The 15,995-nt window shown below is 38.9% G+C and carries 14 protein-coding genes; 12 read left to right on the top strand and 2 right to left on the bottom strand.

Annotated elements, in window-relative coordinates:
* Nucleotides 1–20: 20 nt before the first annotated feature.
* The 6 genes from BIV60_RS30445 (at nucleotide 21) to BIV60_RS13995 (ending at nucleotide 5,177) form a co-directional block, all read left to right on the top strand.
* Nucleotides 21–146 carry a hypothetical protein gene (locus BIV60_RS30445; protein WP_256218414.1) on the top strand — a complete coding sequence of 42 codons (126 nt, stop codon included), beginning with the start codon at nucleotides 21–23 and terminating at the stop codon, nucleotides 144–146.
* Nucleotides 147–428: 282 nt separating this feature from the next.
* Complete coding sequence (locus tag BIV60_RS13975) at nucleotides 429–1,253, top strand: electron transfer flavoprotein subunit beta/FixA family protein (RefSeq protein ID WP_071356350.1); 825 nt, start codon at nucleotides 429–431, stop codon at nucleotides 1,251–1,253.
* 3 nt (nucleotides 1,254–1,256) lie between these two features.
* Nucleotides 1,257–2,294, top strand: a complete 1,038-nt coding sequence (locus BIV60_RS13980; RefSeq protein WP_071356351.1) for an electron transfer flavoprotein subunit alpha/FixB family protein — start codon at nucleotides 1,257–1,259, stop codon at nucleotides 2,292–2,294.
* Complete coding sequence (locus BIV60_RS13985) at nucleotides 2,278–3,573, top strand: FAD-dependent oxidoreductase (RefSeq protein WP_071356352.1); 1,296 nt, start codon at nucleotides 2,278–2,280, stop codon at nucleotides 3,571–3,573. Before BIV60_RS13980 ends, BIV60_RS13985 begins: the two co-directional genes overlap by 17 nt.
* Nucleotides 3,574–3,870, top strand: a complete 297-nt coding sequence (locus BIV60_RS13990) for a ferredoxin family protein (RefSeq protein WP_026575013.1) — start codon at nucleotides 3,574–3,576, stop codon at nucleotides 3,868–3,870.
* 74 nt (nucleotides 3,871–3,944) lie between these two features.
* Nucleotides 3,945–5,177 carry an NAD(P)/FAD-dependent oxidoreductase gene (locus tag BIV60_RS13995; RefSeq protein ID WP_071356353.1) on the top strand — a complete coding sequence of 411 codons (1,233 nt, stop codon included), beginning with the start codon at nucleotides 3,945–3,947 and terminating at the stop codon, nucleotides 5,175–5,177.
* A 122-nt stretch (nucleotides 5,178–5,299) separates the two neighbouring features.
* On the opposite strand, the gene BIV60_RS14000 is transcribed toward BIV60_RS13995, so the two are convergent.
* Complete coding sequence (locus tag BIV60_RS14000) at nucleotides 5,300–5,551, bottom strand: hypothetical protein (RefSeq protein ID WP_071356354.1); 252 nt, start codon at nucleotides 5,549–5,551, stop codon at nucleotides 5,300–5,302.
* A gap of 240 nt (nucleotides 5,552–5,791) precedes the next feature.
* Between BIV60_RS14000 and BIV60_RS14005 the strand changes: the two genes are divergently transcribed.
* Entirely contained in the window at nucleotides 5,792–6,580 is a 789-nt protein-coding gene (locus BIV60_RS14005; RefSeq protein ID WP_071356355.1) for a hypothetical protein, read from the top strand.
* A gap of 151 nt (nucleotides 6,581–6,731) precedes the next feature.
* On the opposite strand, the gene BIV60_RS14010 is transcribed toward BIV60_RS14005, so the two are convergent.
* Nucleotides 6,732–7,559, bottom strand: a complete 828-nt coding sequence (locus BIV60_RS14010; RefSeq protein WP_071356356.1) for a TetR/AcrR family transcriptional regulator — start codon at nucleotides 7,557–7,559, stop codon at nucleotides 6,732–6,734.
* Between the two features lie 97 nt (nucleotides 7,560–7,656).
* On the opposite strand from BIV60_RS14010, the gene BIV60_RS14015 reads away from it, so the two are divergent.
* The 5 genes from BIV60_RS14015 to BIV60_RS14035 all read left to right on the top strand — a co-directional run bounded on the left by BIV60_RS14015 (nucleotide 7,657) and on the right by BIV60_RS14035 (nucleotide 15,905).
* Nucleotides 7,657–10,740 carry an efflux RND transporter permease subunit gene (locus BIV60_RS14015; RefSeq protein WP_071356357.1) on the top strand — a complete coding sequence of 1,028 codons (3,084 nt, stop codon included), beginning with the start codon at nucleotides 7,657–7,659 and terminating at the stop codon, nucleotides 10,738–10,740.
* Between the two features lie 366 nt (nucleotides 10,741–11,106).
* On the top strand, nucleotides 11,107–12,510 hold the full coding sequence (gene thrC, locus BIV60_RS14020) for a threonine synthase (RefSeq protein WP_071356358.1): 1,404 nt from the start codon (nucleotides 11,107–11,109) through the stop codon (nucleotides 12,508–12,510).
* 272 nt (nucleotides 12,511–12,782) lie between these two features.
* Nucleotides 12,783–13,778 (top strand): ABC transporter substrate-binding protein, encoded by a 996-nt coding sequence (locus BIV60_RS14025; protein ID WP_071356359.1) that lies wholly within the window; start codon nucleotides 12,783–12,785, stop codon nucleotides 13,776–13,778.
* Nucleotides 13,779–13,938: 160 nt separating this feature from the next.
* Nucleotides 13,939–15,126 carry an amidohydrolase gene (locus BIV60_RS14030; protein WP_071356360.1) on the top strand — a complete coding sequence of 396 codons (1,188 nt, stop codon included), beginning with the start codon at nucleotides 13,939–13,941 and terminating at the stop codon, nucleotides 15,124–15,126.
* Between the two features lie 134 nt (nucleotides 15,127–15,260).
* Complete coding sequence (locus BIV60_RS14035; protein WP_071356361.1) at nucleotides 15,261–15,905, top strand: GntR family transcriptional regulator; 645 nt, start codon at nucleotides 15,261–15,263, stop codon at nucleotides 15,903–15,905.
* The last annotated feature ends 90 nt before the right edge of the window (nucleotides 15,906–15,995 follow it).

The raw sequence follows: 15,995 nt of genomic DNA on the forward strand, positions 1-15,995 counted from the left end.
TTAAAAATGGAGGGGCTTTTGTGAGTGAACAAGAAAAAATCTTACTGGATAAAACATCTATGATTCTAAAAAAAGATACAAGCCAGATGAGGTTAAACGATATTATTGAAGAACTTGTTCAATTAATTGAATTAAAAACAAACTAATATTTTAATGTTTCGAATGAGGTACTCAAAAAGTACCTCATTTTTCTATTTCATAACAAAGATCTAAATTATTAAGATATTTATTTGAAAACTCGCATGTAAGTACAACTCCCTTAATATAGTTAAAATGAACAGCCATCTTATTCGTTTAAATCGGTACAAGTTTTCTAGGTTTTTATTAGATGGTTACTACAAACTTCTTCCAATTCCAACTTAAGCTTAGTTAATCAAAATACCGAAAAGCGTATCCCTTACGCTTTTCTAATAATAAGGAGGAATTCAATGCTACATATTGTGGCCTGTATTAAGCAAGTTCCTGACACGAAAATCATTAAAATGAATCCAAAAACCAACACCATGGACCGAAGAACGGCACCTGCCATCTTAAATCCTTATGATGCCCATGCCGTAGAAGAGGCGGTCCGACTAAAGGAAAGATATGGAGGAACGGTATCCGTCTTAACGATGGGCCCGCCACCAGCGGTAAAAGCCATTAAAAAGTGTATCGAAATTGGGGCTGATGAGGGATATTTAATCACAGACCGGAGATTTGCCGGTGCGGATACATTGGCCACTAGTTATACCCTTACCAAAGCGCTGGAGAAAATCTCGAAAACCAATCCGGTTGATCTCGTCATCTGCGGCAAAATGACCATTGATGGGGATACCGGGCAAGTCGGTCCGGGTATTGCAAGGAGGCTCGACATCCCGCCTCTTACTTCGGTGAACAAAGTGGCGGAAATTAATAAAGAAGAGCGATACGCTGTTGTCCATCGCAAATTGGAGGACGGGTATGAGGTAATTAAATCCTCTTTACCTTGTTTATTTTCCGTCGAAAAAACGATCAATGAAGTGCCGTATTCTTCTTTTCCCAACATGTTAAAAGCAGCGAAATACGAGCCTGTTATCTGGTCTGTTGATGACTTGGAGGGAGTAGACATTAAACAACTTGGGTTGAAGGGATCCCCAACGATTGTTTCGAAAGTATGGGCCCCGCCGCCGCCAGAAGGGGGAACGATGCTAGAGGGTAAACCACAGGACCTAGTGGAACAATTGCTTTCTGTCATCATGGAAAAGAAAGAATTGTTTACGGTCAGGGAGGGATAAGGGATGGATTTTAAGGATTATACGGGTGTTTGGGTATTTATCGAAGAAAAAGACGGAGAAATTGCTCCTGTTTCCCTTGAACTTTTGGGTGCAGGGAGAAAATTGGCCGACAAACGCCGATGTGACTTGGCGGGTGTATTAATCGGGGAAAATATAAAATCTTTAACAAAAACAATTTTTGAGTACGGAGCAGATATCGCCTATGTCTATGACCAGTCAATTTTTAAACATTACAGGACAGAATCCTTTATGCAGGCACTTCTTGAGTGTTCCAACAAATATAAACCTGAAATTATCCTATTTGGTGCCACCTCGACCGGAAAAGACCTGGCAAGTGCGGTTGCCACCGATTTGCCCACCGGATTAACAGCCGATACGACCGAGTTGGATGTCGAAGAGGAAACCGGGCTATTGTTGGCAAGCCGACCTGCCTTTGGGGGAAATATTATGGCGACAATTCTTTGTAAAAAGTATCGGCCGCAAATGGCAACCGTTCGTGCCAAAGTCATGAAAGCGCTGACTCCCCAATCAGACAGAACGGGCAAGATCATTGAAGAAACGATTGCCTTAAAAGAAGAAGATATTCGGACAAAAGTATTGGAAATTGTGAAGGAAACCACAAAAAAAGTTCGCATCGACGAGGCTGATATCATTGTGGCTGGCGGCAAAGGGTTAGGAAGTGCCGAGGGCTTTCAGCTAATTCACCACTTAGCCGAAACGCTTGGTGGAGCTGTTGGTGCCAGCCGGGATGTAGTAGAAGCTGGTTGGATTGCTCATCCACACCAAGTAGGTCAAACCGGAGTAACAGTCACGCCGAAAATTTATTTTGCAATTGGAATTTCTGGTGCGATTCAACATATCGTCGGGATGAAAAACTCTGGTTTAATTATTGCCATAAATAAAGACTCTAACGCACCTATTTTCCAATCTTGTCATTATGGAATTGTTGGTGATGCCTTTGAGATTGTGCCTCTATTAATTGAACAGTTTAAGAAAGCTTTATCGAGAGAGGAGGTAAGCAGTTATGCCGGAGAAGTTTGATTGTATAGTGGTTGGGGCAGGCCCAGCTGGGATCTCCTGTGCCCATGAATTAGCAAAAGGCGGCGCAAACGTCTTGCTTCTTGAAAGAGGAGAGTATCCAGGTTCCAAAAATGTCATGGGGGGTGTCCTTTATCGAAAAATGATGGAGGACATTATCCCGGAGTTTTATAAAGAAGCTCCCGTTGAGCGCCCCATCGTCGAGCAGAGGTTTATGATGATGGATAAGGAGTCAGCCGTCACCTTTGGTTATAAAGGCTTGGAATGGGCCCAGGAACCGTACAATAACTTTACGGTCTTACGAGCAAATTTTGACCAATGGTTTGCCCAGAAAGCAGTAGACCAAGGGGCAGTCTTAGTCTGCGAAACCGTTGTATTGGAATGTATTGTCGAAAACGGGAAGGTGGTCGGTGTCCGGACAGACCGCCCTGATGGAGATATTTACGCAGATGTTGTCGTGTTGGCCGATGGGGTAAACTCGCTGCTTGCGCAAAAACTTGGGTTTCATAAGGAACTCAAACCTGAAGAAACAGCCCTCGCCACTATGGAAATTTTGAAGCTCGATAAAAAAATCATTGAAGATCGCTTCAACCTAGAAGAGAATCAAGGCTGCACCATCGAATTATTTGGAGATGCTACAAAAGGAATTCTCGGTACAGGGTTCCTATATACCAATAAAGAAACAATAAGTATTGGGGTTGGGACCCTTCTATCCGGGATGATCAAACATAAAATTAGACCGTATGACTTACTTGAATATGTGAAAAACCATCCGATGATTCGCCCGTATATTCAAGGAAGTGAGCCGGCGGAATATTTAGCTCACTTAATTCCAGAAGGCGGCTTTAATTCAATGGGGAAAATTGTCGGGAATGGTGTCATTGTCATCGGCGATGCTTCGCAGCTCGTCAATGCCATTCATCGTGAGGGTTCCAATTTGGCGATGACTTCCGGTAGGTTAGCTGCGGAAACCGTTCTATTGGCCAAGGAAGCAGGAAACTTTTCTGAAAGTATGCTAAGTCGCTATCAGGAAAAATTATTTGCAGGGTTTGTCGGCCAGGATATGAAGAAATATAAGGATTCCACCCATCATTTTAATAAGTTCCCGCAGTATTTTGAAGAGTATATTCCAATGATCAATAAAGCGGCAAGTCAAATGTTTACCGTTGATGGATCGTCCAAATGGGAGAAACAAAAGAAAGTCATAAGAGGTCTAGGGTCTGCGAAAGAGAAGATGAAACTTGCCCGCGATGTTTATAAAGCATGGAAGGTGATGAAATAAATGAGTGAACAGAAAAAATTTCAGTCTATCGAAGAAAAACAATATCTTGTTCGCTTTAACGCCGATACCAAATCTCATCTGCATGTCAAAGATAATGATATTTGTTTAACGTCATGCCCTGATAAAATCTGTACGATTTTTTGCCCAGCAGAGGTTTATAAATGGGAAGATATCCGCATGCATGTTGGCTACGAGGGCTGTCATGAATGTGGCAGCTGCCGGATTGGGTGCCCGCATCAAAATATTAAATGGGAGTATCCGAAGGGCGGTCACGGGATTGTTTTTAGGTTAGGTTAACACCTATTTCATATTTGAGGGGCTATCTTGATGGATAGTCCTATTTTTATTAAATAGATAATTGGAGGGATACGATGAATAGGAGTTATGACGTCATCATTACTGGAGCGAGATGTGCCGGAGCGACTTTGGCCATCCAGCTTGCTGAAGCTGGTTTTCATGTACTGCTAGTTGACCGTGCAACATTTCCGAGTGACACTTTGTCAACCAATACGTTCTTCAATAATACGATACCGATTCTTAGGGAGATGGGGGTTTTGGAGAAACTGCTAGAAACGAATCCTACACATGTGCAGACAATCAAATTTCAGTTTGAGGACACCGTGATTGAAGGCCCGATTCCTGCGGTTGATGGCGAGGATACTGCCTATTGCATTCGAAGAACCCATCTGGATCACATTCTGCTTAACCAAGCAAAATCCTATAAAAATATTAATGTCAAAGAAGGATTTCGAGTTACAGATGTAATATATGATGGAGAAACAGTAATTGGTGTGAGAGGGGAAGATGGGACTAAGAAGGTAGAAGAGTACCGAGCCCGTCTGGTGGTTGGAGCGGACGGGAGAAACTCAAAGATTCGCAAACTGGTAAAGAGCAAATTGAAAATCAGCAGCCCATCCACTGTTGCGGTCTATTTCGGCTATTTCTCCGGTATTCAGCATGATTCTATGCCTAAATTTGAGGTGTATAAGAGAAAGGATAAAATGGCGATTCTTTTTCCTACAAATGATGATTTATATGTAGTGGTTGCAAATTTTCCTTTACAAAATAAGACTTTACTAAATAATTTTAAAGAAAATCCCGAAAAAAGTTTGCGTCAGTTTATTGATTATCATTTCCCTAACACAACGTTAAGCACCCGCCTAAGGAATTCCAAATTGGTTGAACCGGTTAAAGGATTAATAGGTTATGAGAATTATTGGTACCAGGGGATGGGGAACGGTTGGGCGTTGGTTGGAGATGCCATTTGTTTTAAGGATCCAGCAATGGCCCAAGGAATCCATGATGCGATTTGTGGAGCCCGAATATTAGCCGATACCTTAATCAAAAATCATGGGCAAACGACTAAATGGGAAAAAGTTGCAGGAGAGTACCAACAAACAATGGAAAAAGAATTTATGGTCCGTTTTTATATCGGATGTGAGCTTTCCAAGAATGAAATCATCACGGAACAACAAGATGCTGTAAATAAAATGATTAGTGCCCACCCATCTGCCATAGAGAAATTTTTAGGGATTTATAACTATGCAAACGAACCTGCAGATTTTGAAAAAGAACTCCACCGAATTTTAGAAACTCTCTCTTGAATATTATTTTAGGGAATTTTCATAGATGGTAGGTTGATCTTTCCGGAAATTAAATCTAAAAAACCGCACTGTAAATTTTTCACACACGTGCGGTTTTTTACTATTTACAAAAATATAGATACTTAATGTTTTAAATGTACAACTGTAATCGAAAAAAGCCTTTTAAATAAGGGGAAGAGTGTTCCTAAAGTAATAGCAGGGATATCAATAATAGACCATAAGACGTGGTATAGTTTGATTTCCTTGCTCTTTCCGATTGTTGCCTGTCTTAAACCGCTATCAAAAATCCACAACGCCCTGATCACCGTGTAAAAAGAGTAAATCCCCAATAATGCTAGCTGCCACCATGTTAACTGAACAAATAGTGTATTCATTTTCTTCATCTCCTTGACAAGTGAAGGTGTTTGTCTATATTATAATCGCCTTTTATTTATATTTGTGGTGATTTCCAAAAAATCCATATATTGTTCAATAATTTAAGGAAGGTGCTCAGGATAGTCATTTTTATCCATTCACATTTTTCCTTCCCTTATATAATATTAAAAAATAAATAGAATTTGCCTCATAATGAGGGCCATTTTACATAGGGGAGCAATAGGGAGAGGAGGGCTACCGTGAACACTGACCAAGCTTTTGCCCTGTTAATCGATGCAGGAGTAACAGAAGATACCAGTATTCAAACCATTAGACGCTGGCTGCGTGAGAGAAAGATTCATTTTGAGGGAAAAGGATATCGGGAAAATGAATACATACTTGATAATACAGATCAAGCATTTACCATGTTAAAGGACGCAGGGGTTTCCGAAAATAGGGTAGCTGAAATTGTTGGGCGCTGGCTGAGTGAAGGAAGAATTCGAAATGTGAGTAATGAGAAGCCAAAAACCGAAGCTAAACGAAATAATAATGTGACCAATGAATTTTTATACCATTCTCAAGATCAAATGAAGATGATTCATCAATTAAAAGAAAAAATAAAAGCACAGAATGAACATATAAAGGGGATAGAGGAACTTCATCAAACGGCCGTTAATACTTTAATTCAACAAAGAAATAAATTAAAAAAGGAAATTGCCATCCTTCAGAATGAGAAGATTGAATTACAGCAGGAAAGCAAGGATTTGTTAAAGGAGAACAGAGATTTACGGAATGAAGTCGTGAAGTTAAAGGAAGAACTATCGTTGGGAACTAAAAGAAAGCCTGATAAGACTCAAAGTGCTCCACCACCGAAAACAAATTATTGTCATCAAAAATTAGGGCTTTCCAAAACAGCAAGTCATAGGGAAATAGTAGCAGGTTATAAAAAATTGTTAAAAATAACCCATCCGGACCATGGTGGAAGCGCTGCTGCCTTTCACTATATTAAAACAGACTATGATCAATTTAGAAATAGTAATAAGGAATAAAGGAATGAATTCAGTATTTGATTATGCCTTGTATATTAAATACTAAAACAATATTTTGAGCCTCATTTACTATATTGGGAGTCCCAATTTAGTAAATGAGGCTTTTTCTGGTTATGACATGACGATTGGGAGCGTGACCGTCACTTTGCTATTAAAACCCATAAAAACGACGAAGTAAGTAAGAAACCCATTTACAATGTGGATGGTTTCGGATATTTTCTAGCAGCCCTTTTACAATAGCCAGGCTGTATACCGGTTCTTGCAGCTGCTGTTTTAAAAGAGTTAAAGATTCTTTTTCAATCGATTCTTTCATTTCTCCAATTTTTTGCTCAATCGTTTCGAGAAGTTGTTCCTTCGTAATTTTCTCATTCAAAGGCTCCATTGTATGAAAAAGCTCTTTTGAAACAAACGGAAGGGTTGAGTGATGTGCCAGTACATTTGTCTTATCCGCCAATGACTTTGATAGTAACTTCAAATCTAAAGGGAAATCGTGAAATAAAAATAAGTGTGTGTAAGTATTCATAAACCCTTTAATGCAATAGATTAAATCATATTTAGTCTCATTCACTTCATTCCCATATAACCGTTCAATCATCGAAAGAATACTATCTTCCATTAATTTATCATAGTATTTCATTTTCAATATGAGTTCTTTATTAATGGTTTGTGACTGCTCTTTCATAAAAACCTTTGCAAAATCAGAATGTTTCTGAAAAGTATGGTAGATAGCATAATAAAAATCATATAAAAGCTCTTCAACCTTCGAATTTATGACTAAATAGTCAATATCAGAAATAATCTGCATCATAAAGTGGTCGATTAATGCGATAATTAATTCGTCTTTTGACTTGAAAGAAAGGTAAAATGCGCCCTTGGATATACCGCAATAATCAGTGATTTGTTGAACAGAAGTGGCTTCAAACCCTTGTTTTGCGAAGAGTTCCAGCGCCTTTTCCATAATTAGTTGTCTTTTAACCATGTCATCGTACTCCTATTACTTTTCGTTTGACAATTGACCGTTTGGTCATTATTATAAGAAATTGAGTTTATTAAGTCAATTATGGGTAGGTGCAAAAGTGAAAGGGTTAGTTAATTTTGTTCTGAAAAATAAACTGGCAGTATGGCTGCTCACGATCATCATTACGGTATCTGGAATTTATTCAGGTACCCGAATGAACATGGAGACCATACCAAATATATCGATTCCTTACCTAATGGTAACGGATATTTACCCGGGGGCGACCCCTGAGAATGTTATGAAAGACATATCGATGCCGATCGAGAAGACGGTAGAGAGTCTTGATCATGTGAAGGCCGTTTATTCCAATTCCTATTCTAACATGGCCAGTATTCAGGTGGAATATGAATACGGCATTGATATGGATGAAGCAAAGCGGGAATTAAAATCGGCGTTAGATAATGTAAAATTACCGGAAGGGGCAAAAGAGCCGACAACCTCAGCCATTAGCATGAACATGATGCCGGTTGTGGCATTAAGTGTAAGTAGTTCCAAAGAGGATATTATTAAATTAACGTCAACAGTAGAGGATAGTTTACTTCCAAAAATCGAGAAAATCGAGGGGGTAGCGGATGCAACCATCACGGGCCAGCATATCGATGAAGTGGACCTAACTTACAATAAAGCCAAAATGGCCCAAATGGGTTTAACAGAAGATAAAGTCAAGCAAATGATTCAGGCAAGTAATATGGCTGTTTCATTGGGGCTTCATGAGTTTAAAGAAGGTGAACAAGCAGTTTCCATCGACGGCAAGTTCATGTCGGTTAACGAATTAAAGAATATGCTGATTCCGGTTACACCTTCTGCAACCAATCGCTCGCCATTTGTGAAACTCAGCGACATCGCATCCATTAAAGTAGTTGGTAAGGTGCAGTCGATTTCACGAACAAATGGTAAAGAAGCCATTGCCATTCAAATTGTCAAGGGTCAGCAAGCAAACACTGTAGATGTAGTAAACAAAGTTAAAAAGGTTATAAAAGATGAAAAAGCAAAAGTGGATGGGCTTCATATCGATGTGACACTTGACCAAGGAAAACCAATTCAAGAGTCCATCACAACGATGATTGAAAAAGCGGTATTTGGCGGTTTAATTGCCGTATTAATCATCCTGCTTTTCTTGCGGGATTTTAAATCAACGATTATTTCAATTGTTTCCATTCCAGTTTCCATTTTCATGGCACTCATGATCTTGCACTGGATGGATATCACGCTGAATATTATGACACTTGGGGCCATTACGGTTGCCATCGGCCGTGTCATCGATGACTCCATCGTTGTTGTTGAAAATATTTATCGACGCTTACATTTAAAAGAAGAAAAATTGACTGGGCGGGCATTAATACGCGAAGCAACCATTGAAATGTTCAAACCAATCCTGTCATCTACATTAGTAACCGTTGCGGTATTCGCACCACTGATTTTTGTTGGCGGTATGGTTGGAGAGTTGTTTGCACCGTTTGCATTAACGATGGCCTTTTCGCTGGGAGCTTCTTTACTCGTTGCGATTACCATCGTACCTGCTTTATCCCACTTCTTATTTAAGAAAAAGTTATATAAGGAAAAGATAAAAATTAAACATAAAGAAGTGGGTGAATTAGCAAATTGGTATAAATTTTTTCTTAACAAGTCGCTTAACCATAAAGTGATTGCTTCTATTCTAGCGATTCTATTATTAGCCGGCAGTTTGGCATTAACCCCGTTAATCGGTTTTAGCTTTATGGGCAGTCAAGAAGATAAAGTGATGTACCTAACCTATACACCAAAAGCAGGAGAGCTGCGTCAAGAGACATTAAAAAATGTTAAAGCAGTTGAAGAGAAAATGTTAAACCGTAAGGATATCGATATTGTTCAATTATCGGTTACGGAAGCTGGAGACACCTCAACAGCTATGATGGGTGGAGGCGGAGGCGGCGCCTTAATGTACCTCATCTTTGATCCAGATACGAAGAATTTCCCGAAAGTAAAAGAGAATATTGAAAAATATGTTGCAGAAATTGGTCAATCTGGTAAATGGAAAAGTCAAAACTTCTCTTCGATGTCCGGTTCAAACAATGATCTCAGCTTTACCCTCTACAGTGAAGATTTAAATAAACTGTATAAATCCGTCAACAAAGTAGAAGATGTTTTGAAAAAGAATAATGGCTTGAAAGATGTAACCTCAAGTGCTGAAGATCCATATGTTGAATATACTTTCCGTGTCGCCCAAGATGAATTGATGAAATACGGTCTAACAACCGGTCAACTCGTTGGGATATTAAGTCCGGATAAAACAAAGGATGTCTTAACAACGGTGGAAAAAGACGGAAATGCATTAGATGTCATCGTTCAGCAAGAACAAAAGAAACAGCCGAAAACGATTGAAGAGATGTTAGACAAGCCAATTCCGACAGCACTTGGGAAAAACATTCCGTTATCTGAGCTTGTCAAGGTAAAGAAAGGTACCACATTAAATACACTTTCTCGTAGTAAAGGTGAATACTACGCAACGGTTTCAGGAAAAGTGATAGGTAAGGATATTTCAAAAGTAACCTCTGAAGTTGGGAAAAAAGTGGATAAGCTTGATTTACCAAAAGGAGTTACCGTTAGTGCTGCCGGTGTCCAGGCAGATATGTCTGATACTTTTACACAATTAGGTGCAGCCATGGCTGCTGCAATCGGTATCGTATACTTCATTCTTGTGGTAACTTTCCGTGAGGGTGTTGCACCATTTTCTATCCTATTCTCGTTACCATTTGCTGTTGTCGGTTCGTTTGTTGGGTTATTCCTTGCTGGTGAAACGATTTCAGTATCGGTTATGATGGGGCTCTTGATGTTAATCGGTATCGTTGTAACGAATGCGATAGTGTTGGTAGACCGAATTATTCATATGGAACGTGATGGGTTAAGTATGCGAAATGCAGTTTTAGAAGCCGGGGCAACAAGACTTCGTCCGATCCTGATGACTGCCATTGCGACAATTGGAGCGTTAATCCCATTAGCACTTGGAGAAGGCGGCGGAGGCTTAATTTCCAAAGGACTTGCGATTACCGTTATAGGTGGTTTAACAAGTTCGACCTTATTAACCTTAGTGGTTGTTCCAATTGTATATGAAGTATTATCTAAAATATTTAGGAAAAACCGTAGGGAAATAGAAGAAAACTAATCCAGATAATATTTTGCAATAGGCATTTTTAGAGCTGCTCACTTGATTGAGCGGCTTCTTTTAAAAGTAAAGAAAGAAAATTTCCGTCTTTGAGAATTGTCCAGCGCAAGCGTCCTGCCCCTCGATGGTCTACAGTCAAGCCGTCAAGAAGGTTAAAGAGCAACCTTCTCGCCGGCTTGGCTTATGCTATGCCTGAGGCTGAACAAGGCGCTTGCGCTTTTCTTTGTGAATTGGGAAAAAATATATAAAGATGGAATTGAAAGCGAAATATTCTGGAATTTTTATGTTAACATCTCTTTTTATATTGACTAGTTATAATTTTTAGGTAACTATAGTAATAAATTAATTTATCTTGGAGGCGCACCTATGAATTTTGTTAGTACACGTGGTAATGTAAGTGGAATTGGATTTATTGAAACAGTCCTAATGGGACTGGCAAATGACGGAGGACTTTTAGTTCCTGAGAAAATCCCGCAAATTCCCGCTGAAACGCTTCAGGCAATGTCCAAGTTTTCTTATCAAGAATTAGCCTATGAAATTTTTTCTTATTATGTAGATGGTGAAATTCCGGACGATGAACTGAAGGAATTAATCAAGAAAAGCTATGCAACTTTCCGTCACCCAGAGGTAACTCCTGTTCAAAAGGTGAAGGATAACATGTATGTGCTGGAATTGTTCCATGGCCCGACCTTTGCTTTTAAAGATATTGCATTGCAATTCTTAGGAAATTTATATTCTTATGTATCAAAGAAAACAGGTGAAACGATTCATATCCTTGGAGCTACATCAGGTGATACCGGTGCATCAGCCATTGAAGGCGTAAGAGGAAAAGAAGGCATTCGCATTTGTATTTTGCATCCGCATGGGAAAGTAAGTAAGGTGCAAGAATTACAAATGACAACGGTTCATGATGAAAGTGTTTTGAATCTTGCGATAAATGGAACGTTTGACGATGGACAAAGAATCATCAAGGAATTGTTTGCGGATGTAGATTTTAAAAATAAATATCATCTTCGTGCCATTAATTCGATTAACTTTGTCCGTATTTTAGCGCAAACCGTTTATTATTTTTATGCCTATTTCCAAGTGGCAAAAGAGACAAACGCTAAGAGTGTTAATTTTAGTGTGCCGACGGGGAACTTCGGTGATATCTTTGCCGGATATCTTGCAAAGCGAATGGGTCTTCCGGTTGGAAAGCTTATTGTTGCAACGAATGAGAATAATATTTTAGAAGGCTTTATTAACGATGGCGTGTACCAGCCTGGCGAGTTCCGCAGTACCTTTAGCCCTTCCATGGATATTCAAGTAGCCAGCAATTTCGAGCGCTATTTGTATTATTTGGTTGGGGAAAATCCAGACAAAGTTACGGAGTTCATGAACCAATTCAAGACAGAAGGGAAAATAGTTGTCGACCAGGAGCAGCTTCGCCAAGCGCAAAATGATTTTGCCGCACATGGTGTGGTTGGTGAAGAATGTCTGGAAACGATTAAAAAATACTATGACGAAACCAATTATTTACTGGATCCACATACAGCTTGCGGGGTTGCTTCATATGAAAAATGCAATGAATCGAATGATGTTTGTATCACCCTTGCAACCGCTCATCCAGCTAAATTTAATGAATCAATTGAACGTTGTGGAATTAAACAGACTTTCCCTGAGCAAATAAATGAATTGTTTAATAAACCGCAATATGTTGAAGTTGTCGAGGCAGATAATCAGCAAATTGTTCGTCAATTAGAGAAGCTGTTTAGTTTTACTGCTAAATAATGTAAAAAGGGGCTGTCCAGAAAGTGTTTTGTTAACATTCTGGACAGCCCCCTCTATTTATTAATTTATTTTCAGTCCCTTCTATTAAGGGGCTTTTTCTTTTTGTACAATAAATCATAATTTGACAAAAAATTCATAAAATTATATTGTTCTATATTGATAATAATGTTAAAATCTGAATATTATAAATTTCTATTTAATAGAAAAATAGGAGACTACTTTATCTATTTTTTTATGAAAGTACATATGTAGTCGAATAGGGGAGGAAGATGATGAAAAAAAGTTTGGCCATCATTGTCTGCGGATTGTTATTATTGCTTTCCGCATGCGGAGCAGGAAGCAAGGAAACATCCGGGGAGAAAAAAGAGAAAGTAGTAAAAATTGGTATCACCCAACTTGTTGAGCATCCATCTCTTGATGCTGCACGGGAAGGATTTATCAAGGCGCTAAAAGATGCCGGCTATGAAGAAGGAAAGAACCTGAAGCTTGATTACCAAAATGCCCAAGGAGACATGAATACCAATATGTCGATTGCTCAAAAATTGGTTGACGAAAAGAATGACCTTATTTTGGCGATCGCTACTCCTAGCGCACAGGCAGTGGTTAAGTCAACGAAAAATATTCCGGTCTTATTTACCGCTATTACAGATCCGGTTGGGGCTCAATTGGTCCAAAGTTTTGATAAGCCAGGCGGAAACGTTACAGGTACATCTGATACACACCCGGAAGCAATCAAGAATACGGTTGCTGCAATTAAAAAGTTTATTCCAAATGCCAAGAAGGTGGGTATCATCTTTAACAATGGTGAACCTAACTCTGTTGTCAATGTGAAAAACGCTAAGGAAGCCATTAAGGCGGTGGGTCTTCAAACGGTTGAAGTAACGATTTCCACTAGTTCCGAAGTAAAACAGGCCGCTGAATCCTTGGTTGGACGCGCGGATGTATTCTATATTCCAAAGGATAATACTGTCGTTTCTGCTCTTGAATCCGTTATCACGGTAGCGAATGCGAAAAAAATCCCAACTTTTGTTGGTGAAGGAGATTCCGTCAAACGCGGAACTTTTGCATCCTATGGATTTGACTATCATGACCTTGGATACACTACCGGTAAAATGGCGGTAGAAATTCTAAAAGGAAAGAAACCAAGCGAAATTCCAGTTGGCTTCCCTGAAAACCTTCAGCTAATGGTTAATAAAAAAGCTGCTGAGCAGGAAGGAATCAAATTAACAGATGGTCTGTTAAAGGATGCTAAGATTGTGGGAGAATGATCTTTTTATAAAATAACCTGCCTGAAACAATGGCAGGTTATTTTATATGATAAATATTCTCCGTCATAGTTTGAAATGCTAAAACAGAATTGAAATATGTTGTCTATTAATAACTATCATTAGCAGGAATGCAACTGCATGCTATTTTAGGAGGGATTAAATGAAAAAACAATTAATGGAAATGTTAGAAGCCCGCAAAGATGAAATGGTCCAGATACGCCGTTATTTACATGAACACCCTGAGTTGTCCTTTAAAGAAGAAAAAACCGCACAATATATAGCTGATTTTTACTATGGAAAAGATGTAGAGGTACAAAGAAATGTTGGAAATGGATATGGGATCATTGTGACAATTAAAGGTGGAAAGCCTGGTAAAACGATAGCGCTTCGTGCCGATTTTGATGCACTTCCTATTTTGGAAGAAACAGACCTTCCCTTTAAATCAAAAAATGAAGGCGTGATGCACGCCTGTGCTCATGATGGACATACAGCCTATTTAATGATACTTGCCGATTGCCTGATTCAATTAAAAGAGGAAATACCAGGTACGATCAAAATCATTCATCAACATGCAGAGGAAGTACCGCCAGGTGGAGCAAAAAGCATTATCGACTCGGGTACGCTACATGATGTAGACAATATTTTTGGGATTCATTTACTTCCAATGGCCCCAGCAGGTCATGTCGGCTATCACTGCGGTTTTTCGTTTGCCGGAAGATCCTATTTTAAACTGGGAATTCAAGGCGTTGGCGGTCACGGCTCTTCCCCTCATATGGCAAACGATTCAATCGTAGCAGGATCCTATCTCGTTACTGCGATACAAACGATTATTAGCCGCCGGTTAAATCCGTTTGATATGGGCGTGATCACCATAGGATCTTTTGACGGAAAAGGTACCTTTAATGTCATCAAAGACCGTGTGGAAATTGAAGGGGATATCCGCTATATGACTATGGAAACAAAAGAGATTATTGAGACAGAGGTTCGCCGCATAGTTAGCGGAATTGAAGAGGAGTTTGGTGTTCAATGTGAGTTAATCTATACATCCGATTATCCGCCACTTTATAATAATCCAGATGTAACAGCAGAGGTAAAGGCAAGCCTTGAAAGTGCGAATGATCCGGATATTAAGGAAGTAGTAGAGTATCCAATGATGTCACCATCAGATGACTTTGCTTATTATTTAGAAAAAATCCCAGGCTGTTATTTTTACATTGGCTGTACGCCTAAAGGTGTGGAAAAGCCATTCTTCAACCATCATCCAAAATTTGATATTGATGAGGATGCACTGATAGTTGCTGCAAAATCGGTAGGCTATGTCGTTTGCGGATACTTTGGCCTCGACTAACGAAGGTTTTGTATGAGTAATGATTTTTTGAAAATAAAATTATTCTTAAGAAATTAATTGAGAATCATCCATTAATATTATAAAATCCATTTATATACATAACAACATTAAGTAACGTATTGGAGATTCTTGAGATGGAATATATGTCACTGAAAGACCATGTCTATAACTTTATCGTGGAGCAGATTAACACAGGAAAATTGCTGCCAGGTAAAAAGGTAAATGAAAATCATATTTGTGAAAAGCTAAAAGTCAGCAGAACACCTGTAAGGGAAGCGCTCATTCAACTTTCTTCAGAGGGATTGCTTGACAATGTCCCAAGAAAGGGATTTGTCATTAAAAGCCTAACAACGGAAGAGGCAAAAGAGACGTATTTCATAATCGGTGCATTGGATGGAATTGCGGCATCACTAGCCGCTCCATTTTTAACGGAGAAAGACTTAAAAGAGATGGAATTTTATATTCAAAGTATTGATCTCGCCATTAATACAGAGAATTACAGGATGTATGATAAGATGCAGGAAGCTTTTCATGGTGTCTATTTATCAATCTGCCCTAACAAGAGCCTTGTAAATCTTCTGCTTCAATTAGAGAAAAAGTTTTTAATGAATTTAGGGGAAATTGGTCCAAAGGATGGGCTAAAGGAAAAACTAACTCAAACAAATAATGAGCATAGGACAATATTGGAACTTTTTAAAAATAAAGATACGGCTGAACTAGAAAGGTTTTTTAAAGAGGTGCATTGGAATATCGATAAAGCTGAGCAAATCCCTTTGTAAAGATTATAGATGTAAAAAAACGATTTTGTTCTCAAAAGACAAAATCGTTTTTTTTATTGACTATAAAAAATAAAATATATAATATAATAT

This window comes from Bacillus sp. MUM 116 (assembly GCF_001866655.1).
GTDB lineage: Bacteria > Bacillota > Bacilli > Bacillales > Cytobacillaceae > Neobacillus.

Coding starts and splice junctions, on each gene's coding strand:
- BIV60_RS13975 (WP_071356350.1), top strand. CDS start 429: ATGCTACATATTGTGGCCTGTATTAAGCAAGTTCCTGACACGAAAATC.
- BIV60_RS13990 (WP_026575013.1), top strand. CDS start 3,574: ATGAGTGAACAGAAAAAATTTCAGTCTATCGAAGAAAAACAATATCTT.
- BIV60_RS13980 (WP_071356351.1), top strand. CDS start 1,257: ATGGATTTTAAGGATTATACGGGTGTTTGGGTATTTATCGAAGAAAAA.
- thrC (WP_071356358.1), top strand. CDS start 11,107: ATGAATTTTGTTAGTACACGTGGTAATGTAAGTGGAATTGGATTTATT.
- BIV60_RS14010 (WP_071356356.1), bottom strand. CDS start 7,559: ATGGTTAAAAGACAACTAATTATGGAAAAGGCGCTGGAACTCTTCGCA.
- BIV60_RS13995 (WP_071356353.1), top strand. CDS start 3,945: ATGAATAGGAGTTATGACGTCATCATTACTGGAGCGAGATGTGCCGGA.
- BIV60_RS14000 (WP_071356354.1), bottom strand. CDS start 5,551: ATGAATACACTATTTGTTCAGTTAACATGGTGGCAGCTAGCATTATTG.
- BIV60_RS14035 (WP_071356361.1), top strand. CDS start 15,261: ATGGAATATATGTCACTGAAAGACCATGTCTATAACTTTATCGTGGAG.
- BIV60_RS13985 (WP_071356352.1), top strand. CDS start 2,278: ATGCCGGAGAAGTTTGATTGTATAGTGGTTGGGGCAGGCCCAGCTGGG.
- BIV60_RS14030 (WP_071356360.1), top strand. CDS start 13,939: ATGAAAAAACAATTAATGGAAATGTTAGAAGCCCGCAAAGATGAAATG.
- BIV60_RS14025 (WP_071356359.1), top strand. CDS start 12,783: ATGAAAAAAAGTTTGGCCATCATTGTCTGCGGATTGTTATTATTGCTT.